The organism is Aeromonas sp. AE23HZ002T15 (assembly GCF_054165525.2).
Map to the genome: position 1 here is coordinate 3910060 of NZ_CM201342.1, position 17634 is coordinate 3927693.

The window sequence follows — 17634 nt, forward strand, 5'->3', positions numbered from 1 at the left end:
CGGGCGTCTGTATTCATGGTTGATGGCAGGTTGGCATAGGCAGGGATCAGGCCGGCTGAGTCGCTAGCTGGCAGAGGCGGCGCGCCGCCTCCTCTTCCCGCAGCACGACCTGGTGCACCCCGCGTACCCGCAGATGATGTACCTCCTCGGCCTGCTGGCCACAGGCGGCGATGCGCAGCAGGCTGCCCTGTTCCCGCGCGGCGGCGGCGATTTCACCCGCCAGCAGGCTGTCATCCAGGGTGATCAGCAGCCAGCTGGCATCGGGCAGGGCCACCGACAGCAGATCCTGCTGGATCGGATGGCCGGTGAGGCAGGTGATCCCCAGCGCGCGCCAGGGCTCCAGCAGGCGATCCTCAGTGTCGATCACCACCATCTCCCGTCCCTGCTCGTGCAACTGCCGAATGAGATGGCTGCCGATGGCCTCGGCCCCCACCACCACGACATGCCCATGCAGGGCACACTGGGGAGGTACCTCGTGTGGCTCAGGGCTGCGCCTCAGCCAGCGCTCGGCCTGGTTGAATACCAGGGGGTTGAGCATGATGGAGAAGCAGGCCCCGACCAGCACCAGATCGCGGGCGACGCCCGGTACCAGCTCCAGCATGACCCCCAGCCCCATCAGGATGAAGGAGAACTCCCCCACCTGGGCCAGGCTGGCGGAGATGGTCAGGGCGGTGCGCTGGCTGTGGCCGAACAGCCGCACTATGGCGAAGGCAGCCACCGACTTGCCGATGACGATGACGAAGATGGTCGCCAGCACCGCCAAGGGCTCGCGCAGCAAGATGGTGGGGTCGAACAGCATGCCCACGGAGACGAAGAAGAGCACGGCGAAGGCATCCTGCAGGGGCAGGGTATCGTTGGCGGCCTTGTGGCTGAGGTGGGAGCTGTTCATCACCACCCCGGCGAAGAAGGCGCCGAGGGCGAAGGAGACCCCGAACAGCTTGACCGCACCGAAGGCGATGCCGAGCGAACAGGAGAGCACGGCCAGGGTGAACAGCTCGCGGGAGCCGGTGGCGGCGGTACGGGCCAGCAGCCAGGGGATGAGGCGGCGACCACCTATGGCCATCAGTGCGATGAAGGCGGCCACCTTGGCCAGGGTTAGGCCGATATCCCGTAGCACGTGGCCCAGAGTCAGGCTCTCATCCCCCTGCTGCAGGTTCGCGAGGATGGGGAGCAGCACCAGGGCCAGCACCATCACCAGATCCTCGACGATGAGCCAGCCGATGGCGATACGTCCCTCGTTGGTATCGACCTGGCCCCGGCTCTCCAGAGCCCGCAGCAGCACTACGGTACTGGCGGTGGAGAGGGCAAGGCCGAACACCACCCCGGCGGTGATGCTCCAGCCGAGCAGCTGGGAGAGGCCGAGGCCGAGCAGGGTCGCGAGAGTGATCTGGACGATGGCACCCGGGATGGCGATGTGTTTGACGGAGAGCAGATCTTTCACGGAAAAGTGCAGGCCGACTCCGAACATCAGCAAGATGACCCCGATCTCCGCGAGCTCGGGCGCGAGCTGCAGATCGGCGACATAACCCGGGGTGAAGGGGCCACATATGACCCCGGCGGCAAGGTAGCCCACCATGGGGGAGATGCGCAGGCGCTGGGCCAGCATGCCGAAGATATAGGCCAGCACCAGGCCGCCAACCAGGGTCGTGATAAGGGGGAGTGAGTGGTCCATGTCGTCACCTCGCTAATGGCAGTCAGGGGCTACCAGATCGCGCGGCGGCGAAGAGGGCAGCTGTCAATGAGCAGGGGGCGAAAGAGACAGTGTTGGCCGCAGCAAGCAGGGAATTGGGGGACAACAATTGCCGTTTCTATTGAAAAATAATGTATTTATCCATTCAGAACAACACTTATCCAAGTTTAAGTCATTATTTGAGATTAAAGGCGCATAAATGCAATTTTCAAGGAGAGGCCGTGTGCCTTTTCTTCCGTTATTGGCAGATTAAATCAATCTTTGATGAGTTGTCGCCAATAAGTGCGAAGGCGGCTCCGGGCCGCCTTCGCTGTACTTGTGGAACTCAGTGCCAGCAAGTCGTTACTCGCCCCTGGCGATCCCCTCACGCCTGGGATCGGCGGCGCCAAACCAGCCGCTGGTGTTGCGCTCCACCCCTTGCAGGCCCGAGGTCTGTTCATTGAGCAATACCTCGTGGCCTCTGGCCTTGAGCCCCTCGACCACAGTCGGCGGCGTGCGTCCCTGCTCCAGCTCGGTGGGGCCGTTGCGGCTGCCAAAGTTCGGCAGATCGATGGCCTGTTGCAGATTGAGCCCCCAGTCCTGAGTGCCCAGCAGCGCCTTGCCCACGTAGTTGATGATGGCGGAGCCCCCCGGCGATCCCAGGCTCATCTCGAGCTGCCCGCTCTGCTTGTCGAACACCAGCAGGGGGGACATGGAGGAACGGGGCCGCTTGCCCGGCTCCACCCGGTTCGCCACCGGCAGGCCGGCCGCATCCACCGAGGTGAAGGAGAAGTCGGTGAGCTGGTTGTTCAAGAGGTAACCGTTGACCATCAGCCTGGCACCGAAGCCGTCCTCGATGGAGCTGGTCATGGAGACCGCCATCCCCTCCCTGTCGACGATGGAGACATGGCTGGTGGAGGGGAGCTCGGGGGTGGCGTCCTTGCCCATGGCGAGCGCCTGGGGCGGTGTGCCCGCCTTGGCGATGCCCATGGAGCGGTTGCCGATAAGCCTGCCACGCTCGGCAAGGTAGCCTTTGTCCAGCATGCCCGCCACCGGCACGGAGACGAAGTCGCCGTCGGCCACATACTGGTTGCGGTCGGCAAAGGCGAGGCGCGCCGCCTCGCTGTAGAGGTGGATGGCATCGGCGGAGGCCGCGAGTTTTCCGTCCGGTCCTTTCACCGGTTTGAGGGCCGCCATGTCCCGGCTCTCCAGCATGCCGAAGATCTGGCCGAGGGCCAGGGTGCCGGAGGAGGGGGTGGGGAAGCCGCAGATCTCGCTCTGGCGGTAGTCAAAACAGAGGCCGCCCCGTAGCTTGGCGCTGTAACTGGCGAGATCCGCCGCCGCCAGCACGCCGGGATTGGTGGGGTGCTGGCGCACCTTGGTCACCATGGCGTCGGCGAGCGGCCCCCGATAGAAGGCGTCGGCCCCCTCTTGGGCCAGGGTTCTCAGCACCTTGGCCAGGGCCGGGTTGGTGAGCTTGCTGCCGGCCGCTTTGGGCGTACCGTCCGGCTGATAGAAGTAGGCGCGGGCCTCGGGGTCTCTGGCGAGGTAGGGATCCTTGGCGATCAGGGTGGCCAGCCGCGGACTTATCACAAAGCCCTGTTCCGCAAGCGCGATGGCGGGTTCGAACAGGCTGGCCCAGGGCAGCTTGCCATAGCGGTGATGGGCCAGCGCCAGAGCGCGCACCGTGCCGGGCGCCCCGACGGAGCGACCCCCCACCACCCCGTCGTAGAAGGCCAGGGGCTTGCCATCCTTCATGAACAGCTGATCCGTGGCAGCCGCCGGCGCCGTCTCCCGGCCATCCACCGCCGTGACTTTCTGGCCATCCCACACCAGCAGCAGGGAGCCGCCCCCGATGCCGGAGGATTGCGGCTCCACCAGGGTCAGCACCAGCTGAACCGCGATGGCGGCATCCACGGCGCTGCCACCGGCCTTGACGATCTGGTAGCCCGCATCCACCGCCAGCGGGTTGGCGGCGGCCACCATGAAGTCGCGGCCCTGCCAGCCTGGCTTGTCCGTCCAGCCGCTGGCGGCCTCGGGGGCGATCAGGGTCTGGGGTGGGGGCACATAGTGAAAGGCGCTCTGGGGGGCACAGCCTGCGAGCAGGCCCAGGGGACCCAGTAGGCTGAGGGTGACCAGCAGGCCGAGGGGTTTGAGGGACATGACACTCTCCTTGTCGATTTATTGTGCAACCCCAGAAATCTGTCACAATTGAGGCTCAATTGAAAGATTGTCTTTCTACTCATATGGTTACAAATCTATCAACGATTGAACCCAGGGTTACAGGGGGGAAGGGATGAGAGGTGTCGTGATGGGTTTGCTCTGTCTGCTGCTGGCCGGGTGCGGCGAGCCCGAATTCAGACCCCTGGGAACGGGGGAGACCATACTGGCCTTCGGCGACAGCCTGACGGAGGGGCGCGGGGTTGGCCCGGCCCAGAGCTACCCCAGCGTGCTGGCGGAGCTGAGCGGCCACCCCGTCATCAATGCCGGGGTCTCGGGGGAGCTCAGTGAGGCGGGCAGGGCCAGGCTGCCGGCCCTGCTGGCCGAGCACAGGCCGGCGCTGGTGATCCTGCTGGAGGGGGGCAACGACATCCTGCGGGGCAGCGGGGAGGGGGCGCTCAAGGGCAATCTCGCCGCCATGATAGAGGCGGTGCAAGGCAGCGGAGCCCAGCTGTTGCTGGTGGCCGTGCCCCGCAAGTCCCTGTTCGCCGATGGGGCTCCCCTCTACGAAGAGCTGGCGGATCAGTACCGGCTGGTGCTGGACAACGACAGCATTGGCGAGCTGCTGCGCAGCCCGGGCCTCAAGTCCGATACGGTGCACCTCAACGAGCAGGGCTATCGCACCCTGGCGGAGCGGCTATACGGGCTGTTGCAGCAGCACGGTGCCCTCTGAACCGGGGGATGGCCATGAAAAAACCGCCAGTTGGCGGTTTTTTTACGTTAAATCCTGTCGCCAGCGGGCCGGACCTTAGATGGACTGCTCTTCCCCACCCAGGGCGGCGAACAGCGCAGGGATGAACTGGGCCAGCTCGGCGGTCACCAGGGCGAAGTCGGCATCCAGACGGGCGGCGGGATCCTCGCTGGTCACGTCGTCGTTCTGCTCGCGCAGCTCTTCGCTGAACTTGAGACGCTTGATGGAGAGATCGTCTCCCAGCACGAAGCTCAGGGTCTCGCCCCAGTTCAGGGCCAGCTTGGTCACCAGCTTGTCGTTAGCCAGGTGGTTCTTGATCTCCTCGCTCATCAGATCCTGCTGCTTGCAGCGGATGATGCCGCCGTGCTCCATGGCACTGCGCAGCTCGGCCTCGTCTTCCAGGGTGAAGCTGGCGGGCAGGTTGCCCTCGTTCAGCCACTCGGTCATGGTGATCTCGGGCGGGTTCTTGAGGGCCACCGGCACCACCGGCAGGGTGCCAATGGATTTGCGCAGCAGGGCCAGCAGATCGTCCGCCTTCTTGGCGGAGCCCGCATCCACTACCATCAGGTTGTCGGCGGGGTTGATCCAGGCGAAGGTCTGGCTGGTGCGGCTGAAGGCGCGGGGCAGCAGGGTATGCATGATCTCCTCCTTCAGCGCCTCCTTCTCCTTCTTCTTGAGGGCGCGGCCCTGCTCGAATTCGATCGCCTCAACCTTCTCCGCCAGCATCTCCTTGACCACTGTACCCGGCAGCATCTTCTCTTCCTTGCGGGCACAGATGAGCAGGTGGCCTGCGGCCGCGTGAGTCAGGGTAGAACCGAATTTGCCGAGGGGCTTGACCCAACCGAAGCGAGAGATGTCCTGGCTGCCACAGGGGGTGAAGGCGCAGGCCTCGAGCTGGGTTTCCAGCTGCTCTGCGGTCAGCTCGAAGGGGCGGGTAAAGCGATAAATCTGCAGGTTTTTAAACCACATGGCGTCCTCGGTCTCATAGATTGTCCGGCCGGCATTGTACTAGAGAGGCGCTTTGTGATCAGCCAATCATTCTCGCTAAATAAAGGATGATCATGCTCACAGGGCACCATCTTGCTCCCCAAAATCAGCAGGAAACTCCCCTAGACTGCATGTGTTCAGCTTGTTAACAAGGATAAAAAAATGTTGAGAATGAGTCGGCCGGAAGACATGGAAGAGATCGTCGAGATCTGGCTGTTGGCCTCCCTGCAGGCCCATGATTTCGTCGACGCTTCCTGCTGGTGGCAGGCTCAGGAGGACTTGCGCACCCGCTACCTCGACCACGCCCGCATCTGGGTGTTCGAGGAGCGGGGCGACCTGCTCGGCTTCACTGCCCTGGTGGAGGATTTTCTGGCCGCGCTCTTCGTGCGCCCCGACCGGCAGGGGCGCGGGGTGGGTCACGCCCTGCTGCAGGAGGTGAAGGCGCAGGGCAAGGCGTTGCACACCCGGGTGTTCGTGGAAAACGAGCCGGCGGTGCGCTTCTATCGCCGCCACGGTTTCGTCATCGGGGGGGAGGTGGCCGATCCCCTGACCGGTCATCTTCAGTACAAGATGTCCTGCCCGGCTATCTGAACACCAGGCTAGTGCCCTGATTTGGCAGGCTATCTTGCTTGAAAAAAGGGAGCGCTGTCCGCATCCTGTCTGCACAGGGTAGCGCGACTACCTCCCTCTTTATCCGAGCCGCTTTCTCATGAAGATCCTGCACACAGCCGACTGGCACCTTGGCCATCAACTCCATGGCCACGAGCGCCGTTTCGAACACGACGCCTTTCTCGACTGGCTGGCCGATACCATCAAGGGGCGGCAGATAGACGCCCTGCTGGTGGCCGGCGATCTGTTCGACACCGCCAATCCCCCCGCCAGCGCCTGGCAACAGCTCTATCGCTTCCTGGCCAGGCTGCGCGCCGAGCTGCCCCACCTCAACATGGTGCTGATCGGCGGCAACCACGACTCCCCCTCCAAGCTGGACGCCCCCCACGAGCTGCTGCGGGCCTTCGATCTGCACCTGGTGGGCAGCATCAGCCGGGATGCCGAGGGGAGACTCGAGACGGATCGTCTGCTGGTACCGCTGCAAGACAAGACGGGCAAGGTGGCCGCCTGGTGCGCCGCCGTGCCGTTTCTGCGCAGCAGCGATCTCAGAGTCGAACAGTTGGAAGAAGGGCAGGACAGGTTGATCGAAGGGGTTCGCCAGATCTATGCCACCGTGCTGGATGCCGGCCGTGCGCGCTGCGAGCCCGATCAGGCCCTCATCGCCATGGGGCACGCCTACCTGGCGGCGGGACAGCTGTCGGAGCTCTCCGAGCGGCGGGTGCTCGGCGGCAATCAACACGCCCTGCCCGCCGACATCTTCGCAGAGGCGGATTATACGGCCCTCGGTCATCTCCACCTGGCCCAGAGCCCGGCGCCCGGGGTGTACTACAGCGGCTCGCCCTTGCCGCTCTCCCTGGCCGAGGCGAACTACAACCATCAGGTGCTGGAGGTGACGCTGGAACACGGCAAGCTGGTGGGGCTGGAGCGGATCCCCGTGCCCCGCGCGGTGGAGATGATCCGGCTGCCGGAGAGTGCCCTCGATGAGGCGCTCAACGCCATCGCGGCGCTCGAGGTGCCTCCATTGCCCACGGAGGCTCAACCCTTCCTAGAGGTGCGGCTGCTGTTGCCGAGGCCCGAGGCCCGTATCCGTGAGCGGGTGCTGGCGGCCATGGCGGACAAGCCGGTGCGTCTCGCCCGCATCAGCACCCGTTATCAGGGCTCGGGTCAGGGGCTCGCCGATGGGGCGAGCCGGCGCAGGCTGGACGAGATCTCCCCGACCGAGGTGTTCAGGCTCTGCTACCAGCGTCAGTTCGAGGGGGAACCCTCCCCCGAGCTGGTCGCCTCGTTTGAAGAGATCCTGGTGCAGGCGAAGGAGTCGGAAGCATGAAGATCCTCTCTCTAAGTGGCGAGAACCTCGCCAGCCTGACCGGCCGGTTTACCATCGACTTCAACCATGGGGCTCTGGGGGCCGCCGGCCTGTTCGCCATCACCGGCAATACGGGGGCGGGCAAGAGCACCCTGCTCGACGCCATCTGCCTCGCGCTCTATGACGAGATGCCGCGCTTTATCGCCAACCGCAAGAACGTGGCCGAGGTGGGCCGCCTCGACGACGAGGAGAAGCTCAAGGCCAACGACGTGCGGGGCATCCTCAGCCGCGGCCATGCCAGCGGCTCTGCCGAGGTGCAGTTTCGCGGCTGTGACGGCCGCATCTATCTGGCTCGCTGGGCGGTGCGCCGGGCCCGCAATCGCTCGGAGGGGCGTTTTCAGGCCCAGGAACGCAGCCTGACCGACGTCGAGAGCGGTCAAGTCTTCTCCGGCAGCAAGCGTGAGCTGCAGGAGCGCATCGACGAGCTGGTGGGGCTCTCCTGGGAGCAGTTCCGCCGGGCGGTGATCCTGCCTCAGGGGGAGTTCGCCGCCTTCCTCAAATCCAGCGCCGACGAGCGCTCGGCGCTGCTGGAGCGGATGACGGGTACCGAGCTCTATTCCGCCATCTCTATTCAGACCCATGAGCGGGCCAGAGCGGAGCAGCAGACCCTGGCCACCCTGACCCAGCGCCTCGGCGACATTCCCCTGATGGATGAGGCGGCCCGGGAGGAGTGTGCCGGCCGTCAGCAGAGCCTCGTCACCCAGCTCAAGCACGAACGCCAGCAGCAGCAGTTGCTGCAGGATTTTCGCGATCTCAATGAGCGTATCGCAGCACTGAGCCAGGCCTGTCAGGCCGGGCAGGTTGAACTCGCCGCCGCCGAGCAGGCCCATGGCGAGGCGGTCCCCCTTAGGGAGGAGTTCCTCCGCGCCGAGCAGGCCCAGGTGGCCCGCGCCGATCACGACGAGCTGGCTCGCCTCGAGCTTGAGCTGCAGCAACAAACGCTGATGATGAGTCATGTGGGTCCTAATTTAAGCCAGGTCGAGCTTGAGCTGCAGCAGGCAGCGCTGCATGAGCAGCACCTGATTGCACAGAAGAGCGCGGCCGAGCGGGAGTGGGGGGCCTTGCAGCCCGAGCTCAAGCGGGCCCAGGAACTCGACACCCGGATCAGGGAAAAAGCCAGCCTGTTGCAGGAGATCAAGCAGCAGGGCACCCAGGCCCGGGCCCTGCAAGTGACGCTGCAGCAGGAGTGCCGGCAGCAGCGTGAGCGGGTACAGGCGCTGGAGGCTGACCGACAGCGCTGGGCCCAGTGGCTCGACGATCGCAAGACCCAGATCCCCTTGGCGCTCCAGTGGCAACCCCTGCTGGCGGCCATGCAGGATTGGGCCGAGGGGCGGGGACAACTGCAGCGATTGCAGCAGCTTCATGCGCAGCGAATCCAGGCACTGCGGGAGCTGAATGGGAGCCTCGAACAGGGGCAGCAGGAGCTGGATGACTGGCAACAGGAGCATATCCGGCTGCAGCAACAGCACGATCGGCTGCTGGCTGAGGAGTGGGACACTAGGGTCGCCAGGGTGCAGGAGCAGCGTCAAGCCGACACCCAGCAACTAGCACGGGTGCACCAATTGCTGGAGCTGGCCCAGAGCGGACGCAGTCACAGCGAGCAGCAGGAGCGGCTCTGCCAGGAGCTGAGCCAGCTCGAGCAACAGCTGACCCGCCTCGCTGCCTCGCACGACGAGCGGGAGCCCGTGCTGGCCCGTCTCGCTATCCAGCGGGACGAGGCGCGCCTCGCCCTCGAGCAGGCCAGGGCCGTGGCCAGTTTCGAGCAGCATCGCCACGAGCTGCAAGATGAGATGCCCTGTCCGCTCTGCGGCTCGACGGCGCACCCCTATCGTCAGAGCCAGCCCCAGGTAGCGGGCATTCTGGCTCAGCAGGGGGAGCGTGCCCGCCAGTTGACGCTGGAGTGGGATAGGCTCACTCACCAGCATATCCAGGAGCAGAGCGAGCACGCGGAGCTGGCTCGTCAGCTGGCGGCCCGCGAGCAACAACTGCCAGTACTGACGGCGAGATCCGAGCAGCTTGCCCAGCGCTGGGCCGAACTCGGTGGGTTGGGGCTGTCAGGGCAGCAGTTGCCGCTGAGCCGGAGCCCTGCCGAGTGGACCGAGCTGCAGGCCCGGCTGCTGGCAGAGAGTGATGCGCTGGAGCAACGTCTGGCCGCGGGCCAGCAGCAGTTGCAGCAGGCCCGGCAGGGGCAACAGACATTGGCGGGGTTGCGAGAGCAGCTCGCCCAGCTCGGCGCCCGCCAGCAAGCCTTCGAGCAGAGATGGCACGAACAGGGGCGGCAGAAGGCCGAGTGGGAGGCCGAGCTCAAGGGGCTGGCGGAGCAGGAGGAGCACTTGCGCCAACGGCTGGCTCAGGGGGAGGCCAGGCTGGATCGCCAGATGGGAGCCGAGCCCTGGCGCCCCTGGGCCGAGGAGGGGCGCTGGCAGGAGTGGCAAGAGCGCTGTGAGGCCTGCCTGCAGGGGCAGAGGGAGTGGGAGCGACTCGGCGCCGAGTTGGCGAATCTGACCCCCATCCTGAGTGCCCAGGAGGCGCGGACGGCGAGCCAGAACGAGCTGTTGCACAAGCTGGAGCGCGATTACAAGGAAGGGGAGCAGCAGCGGCAAGGGTTGCTGGCCAATAGGGACGCCTGCCTCGCCGGACGCCCCATCGCCGAGGTGGAGGAGGAGTGGCAGCGGCGGCTGCAAGAGGTGAACCGTCAGCTAGAAGCGGCCGCCCTGGCCTTGCGCGCCCTGCGTGAGAAACAGACGGAACTCAAGACCCGCTTGACCCAGTTGGAGCAGGACAAGCAGGTGAGCAGCCGCCGTCAGCGGGAGGTGCTGGGGCGCTGGGCGGCCTATGCCAGCAGCCTCGGCATCGCCGAGCACGAGCTGCGCCGCCTGCTCTCCCTCTCTGCCGACGAGATCAAGGGGCGGCGCGCCGCCTTGCAGCAACTGGACGAGGCTTTGGCCGAGGCCCGCACCCGGCTTGGGGAGCGTCGGCGGGCGCAGGCATTGGAGGAGGCCAAGCTCGAGCGTTACCGCGAGCATCACGGGGAGCTCAGCGCCCTCTCCGGCGAGGCGCTGACCCAGGTCTTGGGCGCCAGCGAGGCCCGCTGCCGCGAGCTGGAGGAGCAGTGGTTCCAGTGCAAGAGCACCCTGGCGCAGGCCGAGGCGGCGCAGCAGCAGGCGGGCAGTCTGCAGGCCGAGCTGGTGCGCCAGCAAGGGGTGGCGGATCACTGGCAGCAGCTCTCGGATCTCATCGGATCGGCCAGCGGGGCCAAGCTGCGCACCTTCGCCCAGAGCCTCACCCTGGAGCGCCTGTTGCTGGAGGCCAATGCCCAGCTTGCCGAGTTATCCCCTCGGTATCGGCTGGAGCGGGTGCCCGGCACGGATCTGGCGCTGCAGGTGGTGGATCTCGACATGGGGGACGAGGTGCGCTCGGTGGACTCCCTCTCCGGCGGTGAGAGCTTCCTGGTCTCCCTGGCGCTGGCCCTGGCCCTCTCCAGCCTGTCGTCGCGCCAGACCCAGGTCGAGTCGCTCTTTATCGACGAGGGCTTCGGCACCCTGGATCCGGACAGCCTGGATCTGGCCCTTTCCAGCCTCGATTCCCTGCAGGCGGTGGGACGCCAGATAGGCGTCATCTCCCACGTCCAGACCCTGGTAGAGCGTATCGGTGTGCAGATAAGGGTCGAGGCCCTCGGCGGTGGCGAGAGCCGGGTATGCTTGCCCTGAGCCCCTGAATACCGATTTAAGCCAAAACCCCTGCCAGGCGTGAGTCTGGCAGGGGTTTTAGTGGGTTAGTATTTAACGGGATAGCATGCGGCGCCAAGGTCTGGCAAACGACCATAAAAAAACCGAAGCCCAAGGCTTCGGTTTTTTGTTGCGGCAGCTGGCTTGAGGCCAGGGGTCGCCTTATTTCTTGATGCGGATCACCGGAGTCTCACCGACGGTCACGGCGCCAGTCATCTTGATCAGCTCTTTGATCTCATCCATGTTGGAGATGACCACAGGCGTCAGGGTAGACTTGGCTTTGGCTTCCAGTACGGCCAGATCGAACTCGATGATGGTATCACCGCGCTTGACCTGTTGACCTTCCTGAGCGATACGGGTGAAGCCTTCGCCTTTCAGCTCAACGGTGTCGATACCGAAGTGAACGAACAGCTCGATACCAGAGTCGGATTCCAGAGAGAACGCGTGGTTGGTCTCGAAGATCTTGCCGATGGTGCCGTCGCACGGAGCCACCATCTTGTTGCCGGCCGGCTTGATGGCGATGCCGTCGCCGACGATCTTCTCGGCGAAGACCACGTCGGGCACATCTTCGATCGGTACGATTTCGCCTGACAGGGGGGCAAAGATCTCGATGCCACCGGTGTCAGAGCTGTCATCGGAAACCAGTTTCTTCAGTTTATCAAACAGACCCATAGTAAAAGCTCCTAGAGATGATTGTCGCTGTTTGCAGCGATCTTAGCAGACTGCCTTCTGCTTAATAAAGTTATCTACACAGGCTTCGATTTCGGCGGCGGTCGCATAGCTCAGAGCCTGGTCTGCCATTGCCTTCACATCTTCGAAGTTGGTGTTACGGATAAGCTTCTTGATACGCGGTACAGAGATGGCGCTCATGGAGAACTCATCCAGACCCATACCCAGCAGCAGCAGGGTGGCGCGTTCGTCACCCGCCAGTTCGCCGCACATACCTGTCCACTTGCCATTGTCATGGGAAGCGTCGATGACCATCTTGATCAGGGTCAGGACGGAGGGTGACAGCGGGTTGTACATGGCGGAAATCATCTCGTTACCACGGTCGACGGCCAGGGTGTACTGGGTCAGGTCGTTGGTACCGATACTGAAGAAATCCACTTCCTTGGCCAGATGATGCGCCATCACGGCTGCAGCCGGGGTCTCGATCATGATACCCACTTCGATGGATTCATCAAAGGCTTTGCCTTCGGCGCGCAGTTCGGCTTTCAGCGTCTCTACGGTGGCCTTCAGGCTGCGGAACTCTTCGACGGAGATGATCATCGGGAACATGATGCGCAGCTTGCCGAAGGCGGAGGCGCGCAGTATGGCCCGCAGCTGGGCGTTCATGATGTCGGCGCGATCGAAGAAGATCCGCACGGCACGCCAGCCCAGGAAGGGGTTCATCTCTTTCGGGAAATTCATGTAGGGCAGTTCTTTGTCGCCGCCGATGTCCATGGTACGGACGATGATCGGCTGGTCCGGCATGGCCTCTGCCACTTCTTTGTAGGCCTTGAACTGCTCGTCTTCGGTCGGTAGCGCATCACGGTCCATGAACAGGAACTCGGTGCGGTACAGACCCACGCCCTCGGCGCCGTTGCGGATGGCACCCTCGGTATCCTTGACGGTACCTATGTTGGCGCAAACCTCGACCTGATGGCCATCCAGGGTGATGGCGGGCAAGTCTTTCAGCTTGGCCAGCTCATCTTTCTCAGCCTGGAACTGGGCCTGCAGCTCTTTGAACTTGGCCAGTTGCTCGGCGGTCGGATTGAGAACGATCTGATTGTTGATCGCATCCAGTACCAGCACGTCACCATTCTTGACGCGCTCGGTGATATCGTTTGTCCCCACGATGGCCGGCAGCTCCAGGGAGCGGGCCATGATGGAGGTGTGAGAGGTGCGGCCACCGATGTCGGTGACAAAACCCAGCACGTATTTCAGGTTGATCTGAGCGGTTTCGGACGGGGTCAGGTCTTTGGCGACCAGGATGACCTCTTCGTCTATGGTGCTCAGGTTGACAACGGCGATGCCCAGCACGTTCTTCACCAGACGGGTACCGATGTCACGGAAGTCGGTGGCGCGCTCACGCAGATAAGGGTCATCCAGCTCGGCCATCATCTTGGCGTACTGCTCGATCACCTCATAGATGGCTTTGTCGGCGGATGCCTTGTTGTCTTTGATGAAGGATCTGATATCCCCTTCGAGCTCCTCATCTTCGAGCAGCATGATGTGGCCTTCGAAGATGGCCTCTTTTTCTTCACCGAAGGTGCGACCGGCCATCACCTTGATGGCTTCCAGCTGTGCGGCTGACTTGGTGCGGGCTTCGAGGAAGCGGTTGATTTCGGCGTCAATCTGGTCAACAGAAATCTTGCCCTGATTGATAACGATTTCATCTTCTTTCAGAAGAAGCGCCTTGCCGAATGCGATACCGGGGGACGCAAGAATGCCAGATATCATAATCCTTCCTATTAAAACGACTGTGGGGGAGGAATAAAGCTGGATTACTCCAGCTCGTCCATCAGGGCAACCAGCTTCTCAACGGCTTTCTGAGCGTCCGGGCCGTCGGCCTGGATGGTCACGTTGGTGCCTTTGGTCAGGCCCAGGGTCTGCAGCTTGAACAGGCTCTTGGCGCTGGCGGATTTGCCACCGGAGACCACAGTGATCTCGCTTTGGAATTCTTTGGCTTCTTTCACGAACTGAGCTGCGGGACGGGTGTGCAGGCCGTTTTCAGCAGTAATAACAACAGACTTCTCGTACATGGTTTCACCCCATATTATTGATATTGTGTGGAGAGGTGGTTGCTTTTGAGGCTTCCAGTCTCACCGTGTCAGTATGGATATGTTGTAAAGTAACGAAATAAGACCTGCAATGGTTTAATCCAGGTCAATTTTCTGTGCAGTATTCGGCGCCCCGGCTAACTCTTTTTCGTTATCGCTCTACAGGCCGCACCAGTGCTGGCTTGAGATTAATTTATAACGAAAAATAACACTTTGTTACCTTGTGATACTTAGCCGGTAATCACCTCGTGACGCGGCACAGGATATGAGATTTATCACAGAATGTCTGCTTTTTTTGTCATCCCGGGATTTGTTATTTTACCCCAAAAAATAAGGGTCGTCTGACACTGTTGGCTACTGAGTTTAGCTCATAAAGAAAACGGCGCCCCGAAGAGCGCCGTTGTTTTGATGTAAGGGGATCAATTATTGCTGCAGTTCCTGCTCGCTGAACACCCCGGCGAACAGGGCGCTGGAGAGGTAACGCTCGGCGGCGCTCGGCAGCACCACCACTATGGTCTTGCCTTCGAACTCCGGCAGTTTGGCCAGACGGGCGGCAGCCACCACGGCGGCGCCAGAGCTGATACCGGCCAGGATGCCTTCCTCTTCCATCAGACGACGGGCCATCTCGATGGACTCCTCGCTGCTCACCTGCTCGACGCGATCCAGCAGGGTCAAGTCCAGGTTGCCCGGGATGAAGCCGGCGCCTATGCCCTGGATCTTGTGGGGACCGGGTTTGATCTCCTGGCCAGCCAGTTTCTGGCTGATGACAGGGGATTCTGACGGCTCGACCGCCACGGAGACGATGGCCTTGCCCTTGGTCTGCTTGATGAAGCGGGAGACGCCCGTGATTGTGCCGCCGGTGCCGACGCCCGCCACGAACACATCGATGTCACCGTCGGTGGCTTCCCAGATCTCCGGGCCCGTGGTTTTTTCGTGGATCTCGGGGTTGGCGGGGTTTTCGAACTGCTGCAGCAACACGTATTTGCCGGGCTCGGATTCCAGGATCTCGTTGGCCTTGGCGATGGCGCCCTTCATGCCCAGCGGGCCTTCGGTCAGCACCAGGTTGGCGCCCAGGGCCTTGAGCAGCTTGCGACGCTCCAGGCTCATGGTGGCCGGCATGGTCAAGGTGATGGGATAGCCACGGGCGGCCGCCACGAAAGCCAGAGCAATACCCGTGTTACCGCTGGTGGGCTCGATGATCTCCTTGCCCTTGGTCAGCACGCCGCGTTTCTCGGCATCCCAGATGAGGTTGGAACCGATCCGGCATTTGACGCTGAAACTCGGGTTGCGGCTTTCGATCTTGGCCAGCACGCGGCCTTTGGTAACACGGTTGAGACGAACCAGCGGGGTGTTGCCTATGGTCTGGCTGTTGTCCTCAAAAATTTTGCTCATGGTGCTATCCCTGTGTTTGTTAAGGCGATGAAACAAGATTACCCTGTGATTTCTGAATGAGAAGTGACGAATCGTTATAACAATATGTTATTACAACATATAGAACTTATTCTTTATTACCTGGGCCCAGGGCGGGCCTTGTGCTACCAAGGGAACGAACGCCATGGGATTTGCAGGAAGCGATCGCTATCTCGCCTCAAAGGATCTGAGTATGGCCGTCAATGCGGCCGTGGTGCTGGAGAAGCCGCTGCTCATTAAGGGAGAGCCCGGCACCGGCAAGACAGTGTTGGCGGAGGCGGTAGCCGAGTCCCTCGGCGCCAAGCTCATCACCTGGCACATCAAGTCCACCACGAAGGCCCAGCAGGGGCTCTATGAATATGACGCCGTGGCGCGGCTGCGGGACTCCCAGCTCGGGGATCCCAGAGTGGGGGACATCAATCACTACATCCGCCGTGGCAAGCTGTGGCAGGCCTTCAGTGCCGAGCAGAGGCCCGTGCTGCTCATCGACGAGATAGACAAGGCGGACATCGAGTTCCCCAACGATCTGCTGCTGGAGCTGGATCGGATGGAGTTCGATGTCTACGAGACCGGCGAGCGGGTCAAGGCGCGCCAGCGCCCCGTGGTCATCATCACCTCCAACAACGAGAAGGAGCTGCCGGATGCCTTCCTGCGTCGCTGCTTCTTCCACTACATCCGCTTCCCCGACAAGGCCGAGATGCAGGCCATCGTCCATCTGCACTATCCCAAGCTGAAAGACGAACTGCTGGACGAGGCCATGAGCCTCTTCTTCGAGCTGAGGGCGGTGGAGGGGCTGCGCAAGAAGCCCTCCACCTCGGAGCTCCTTGACTGGATCCGGCTGCTGCTGGCCGATGGTATCTCCCCGGAGGCGATGCGCAATCGCGAGCCGGGCAAGCTGGTGCCGGCGCTCTACGGGGCCCTGCTCAAGACCGAGCAGGACTTGCACCTGTTCGAGAAGCTCGCCTTCCTGGCCCGACGCGGCGGCTGAATGCTGATCGATTTCTTCACTCACCTGCGTCGCCACAAGCTGCCTTGCAGCCTGCGGGAGTTGCTGGACCTGCACGGGGCGCTGGCGGCCCGGCTCGCCCGGCTCGACATGGATGAGTTTTACCTGCTCTCCCGTTGCCTGCTGGTGAAAGACGAGGCCCACTACGATCGCTTCGATCGCGCCTTCGCCGAATATTACGACGGCCTGCAGGTCAGCCCCTTGTTGCCGGAAACCTTGCCGGACGACTGGCTGCGCCAGGAGTTTGCGCGGCTGCTGAGCCCGGAGGAAAAAGCCCTGCTGCAATCCCTGGGGGGGCTCGACAAGCTGCTGGAGACCCTCAATCAGCGGTTGGCGGAGCAGAAAGATCGCCACGCCGGCGGCAACAAGTGGGTGGGCACCGGCGGTAGCAGCCCCTTCGGTCACGGCGGTTTTCACCCGGAAGGGATCCGCATGGGGGGAGAGGGGGAGCACGGCAAGGCCGCCAAGGTGTGGGAGGCGCGCCACTTTCGCAACTTCAGCGACGATGACGCCCCCCTGGGGCAGCGCGCCATCCAGCTGGCCCTGCGCAAACTCAGGCGCTGGGTGCGTAAGGGCAATCCGGATGAGCTGGATCTCGACGACACCATCCAGAGTACGGCCCGTCAGGGCTGGCTCGATGTGAAGCTCAGACCCGAGCGTCACAACGGGGTCAAGCTGCTGGTGTTCTTCGACGTGGGGGGCTCCATGGACAGCCACGTGGCCGAGGTGCAGCGGCTGTTCTCGGCCCTGCGCCACGAGTTCAAGCACCTGGAGTTCTTCTATTTTCACAACTGCCTGTACGACTTCGTCTGGCAGGACAACAACCGTCGCTTCGAGGAAAAATTCGATACCTGGCGTCTGCTGCGCACCTACGGCAGCGACTATAGGGTGATCCTGGTGGGGGATGCCAAGATGGGCCCCTATGAAATCACCTGGCCCGGCGGCAGCGTCGAGTACTGGAACGAGGAGCCGGGCCAGCTGTGGCTCGCCCGGCTGCAGCACCAATACCCCAAGCTGGTGTGGATCAACCCCCTCCCCAGACGGGAGTGGCTCTGGCATCCTTCCATCAAGCTGATGAATGACCTGATCGGTGGGCGCATGCACCCGCTGACCCTGGCCGGTCTCGCCGAGGCGATCGACCGGCTATAACCCTCTTACCCTACAAAACAGACAAGCCGGGATTGCA

The 17634-nt window shown here is 62.9% G+C and carries 13 protein-coding genes; 6 read left to right on the top strand and 7 right to left on the bottom strand.

Annotated elements, in window-relative coordinates:
• Positions 1 to 46: 46 nt before the first annotated feature.
• Both ybaL and ggt read right to left on the bottom strand, forming a co-directional pair.
• On the bottom strand, positions 47 to 1672 hold the full coding sequence (ybaL, locus tag ACT5M9_RS18290) for a YbaL family putative K(+) efflux transporter (RefSeq protein ID WP_457979864.1): 1626 nt from the start codon (positions 1670 to 1672) through the stop codon (positions 47 to 49).
• Between the two features lie 360 nt (positions 1673 to 2032).
• Positions 2033 to 3832: a gamma-glutamyltransferase gene (gene ggt, locus ACT5M9_RS18295; RefSeq protein ID WP_457979863.1), complete on the bottom strand. Its 1800-nt coding sequence runs from the start codon at positions 3830 to 3832 to the stop codon at positions 2033 to 2035.
• A gap of 148 nt (positions 3833 to 3980) precedes the next feature.
• On the opposite strand from ggt, the gene ACT5M9_RS18300 reads away from it, so the two are divergent.
• Positions 3981 to 4562: a GDSL-type esterase/lipase family protein gene (locus ACT5M9_RS18300; RefSeq protein ID WP_457979861.1), complete on the top strand. Its 582-nt coding sequence runs from the start codon at positions 3981 to 3983 to the stop codon at positions 4560 to 4562.
• Positions 4563 to 4637: 75 nt separating this feature from the next.
• Here ACT5M9_RS18300 and rdgC read toward each other — a convergent pair whose 3' ends face one another.
• The gene (rdgC, locus tag ACT5M9_RS18305) at positions 4638 to 5549 is read right to left on the bottom strand and encodes a recombination-associated protein RdgC (protein ID WP_438550075.1); all 912 of its coding nucleotides are present in this window, start codon (positions 5547 to 5549) and stop codon (positions 4638 to 4640) included.
• A 180-nt stretch (positions 5550 to 5729) separates the two neighbouring features.
• Here rdgC and ACT5M9_RS18310 point away from each other — a divergent pair, with 180 nt between their 5' ends.
• The 3 genes from ACT5M9_RS18310 to ACT5M9_RS18320 all read left to right on the top strand — a co-directional run bounded on the left by ACT5M9_RS18310 (position 5730) and on the right by ACT5M9_RS18320 (position 11252).
• Positions 5730 to 6158 (top strand): GNAT family N-acetyltransferase, encoded by a 429-nt coding sequence (locus tag ACT5M9_RS18310; RefSeq protein ID WP_457979859.1) that lies wholly within the window; start codon positions 5730 to 5732, stop codon positions 6156 to 6158.
• Positions 6159 to 6276: 118 nt separating this feature from the next.
• Complete coding sequence (locus ACT5M9_RS18315) at positions 6277 to 7503, top strand: exonuclease SbcCD subunit D C-terminal domain-containing protein (RefSeq protein ID WP_457979857.1); 1227 nt, start codon at positions 6277 to 6279, stop codon at positions 7501 to 7503.
• Positions 7500 to 11252 carry an AAA family ATPase gene (locus tag ACT5M9_RS18320; RefSeq protein WP_457979855.1) on the top strand — a complete coding sequence of 1251 codons (3753 nt, stop codon included), beginning with the start codon at positions 7500 to 7502 and terminating at the stop codon, positions 11250 to 11252. The genes ACT5M9_RS18315 and ACT5M9_RS18320 overlap by 4 nt, the downstream gene beginning before the upstream one ends.
• Positions 11253 to 11432: 180 nt before the next feature.
• Here ACT5M9_RS18320 and crr read toward each other — a convergent pair whose 3' ends face one another.
• From crr to cysK, 4 genes are all read right to left on the bottom strand, one after another.
• Positions 11433 to 11942, bottom strand: coding sequence for a PTS glucose transporter subunit IIA (gene crr, locus ACT5M9_RS18325; RefSeq protein ID WP_042061931.1), 510 nt, complete (start codon positions 11940 to 11942; stop codon positions 11433 to 11435).
• Between the two features lie 42 nt (positions 11943 to 11984).
• Entirely contained in the window at positions 11985 to 13712 is a 1728-nt protein-coding gene (gene ptsI / locus ACT5M9_RS18330) for a phosphoenolpyruvate-protein phosphotransferase PtsI (RefSeq protein WP_349921512.1), read from the bottom strand.
• Positions 13713 to 13756: 44 nt separating this feature from the next.
• Positions 13757 to 14014: an HPr family phosphocarrier protein gene (locus tag ACT5M9_RS18335; RefSeq protein ID WP_005303128.1), complete on the bottom strand. Its 258-nt coding sequence runs from the start codon at positions 14012 to 14014 to the stop codon at positions 13757 to 13759.
• A gap of 441 nt (positions 14015 to 14455) precedes the next feature.
• The gene (gene cysK, locus ACT5M9_RS18340; RefSeq protein WP_457979850.1) at positions 14456 to 15424 is read right to left on the bottom strand and encodes a cysteine synthase A; all 969 of its coding nucleotides are present in this window, start codon (positions 15422 to 15424) and stop codon (positions 14456 to 14458) included.
• 163 nt (positions 15425 to 15587) lie between these two features.
• Here cysK and ACT5M9_RS18345 point away from each other — a divergent pair, with 163 nt between their 5' ends.
• Positions 15588 to 16430, top strand: a complete 843-nt coding sequence (locus ACT5M9_RS18345; RefSeq protein WP_457979848.1) for an AAA family ATPase — start codon at positions 15588 to 15590, stop codon at positions 16428 to 16430.
• Positions 16431 to 17597 (top strand): vWA domain-containing protein, encoded by a 1167-nt coding sequence (locus tag ACT5M9_RS18350; RefSeq protein ID WP_457979846.1) that lies wholly within the window; start codon positions 16431 to 16433, stop codon positions 17595 to 17597.
• Positions 17598 to 17634: the final 37 nt, after the last annotated feature.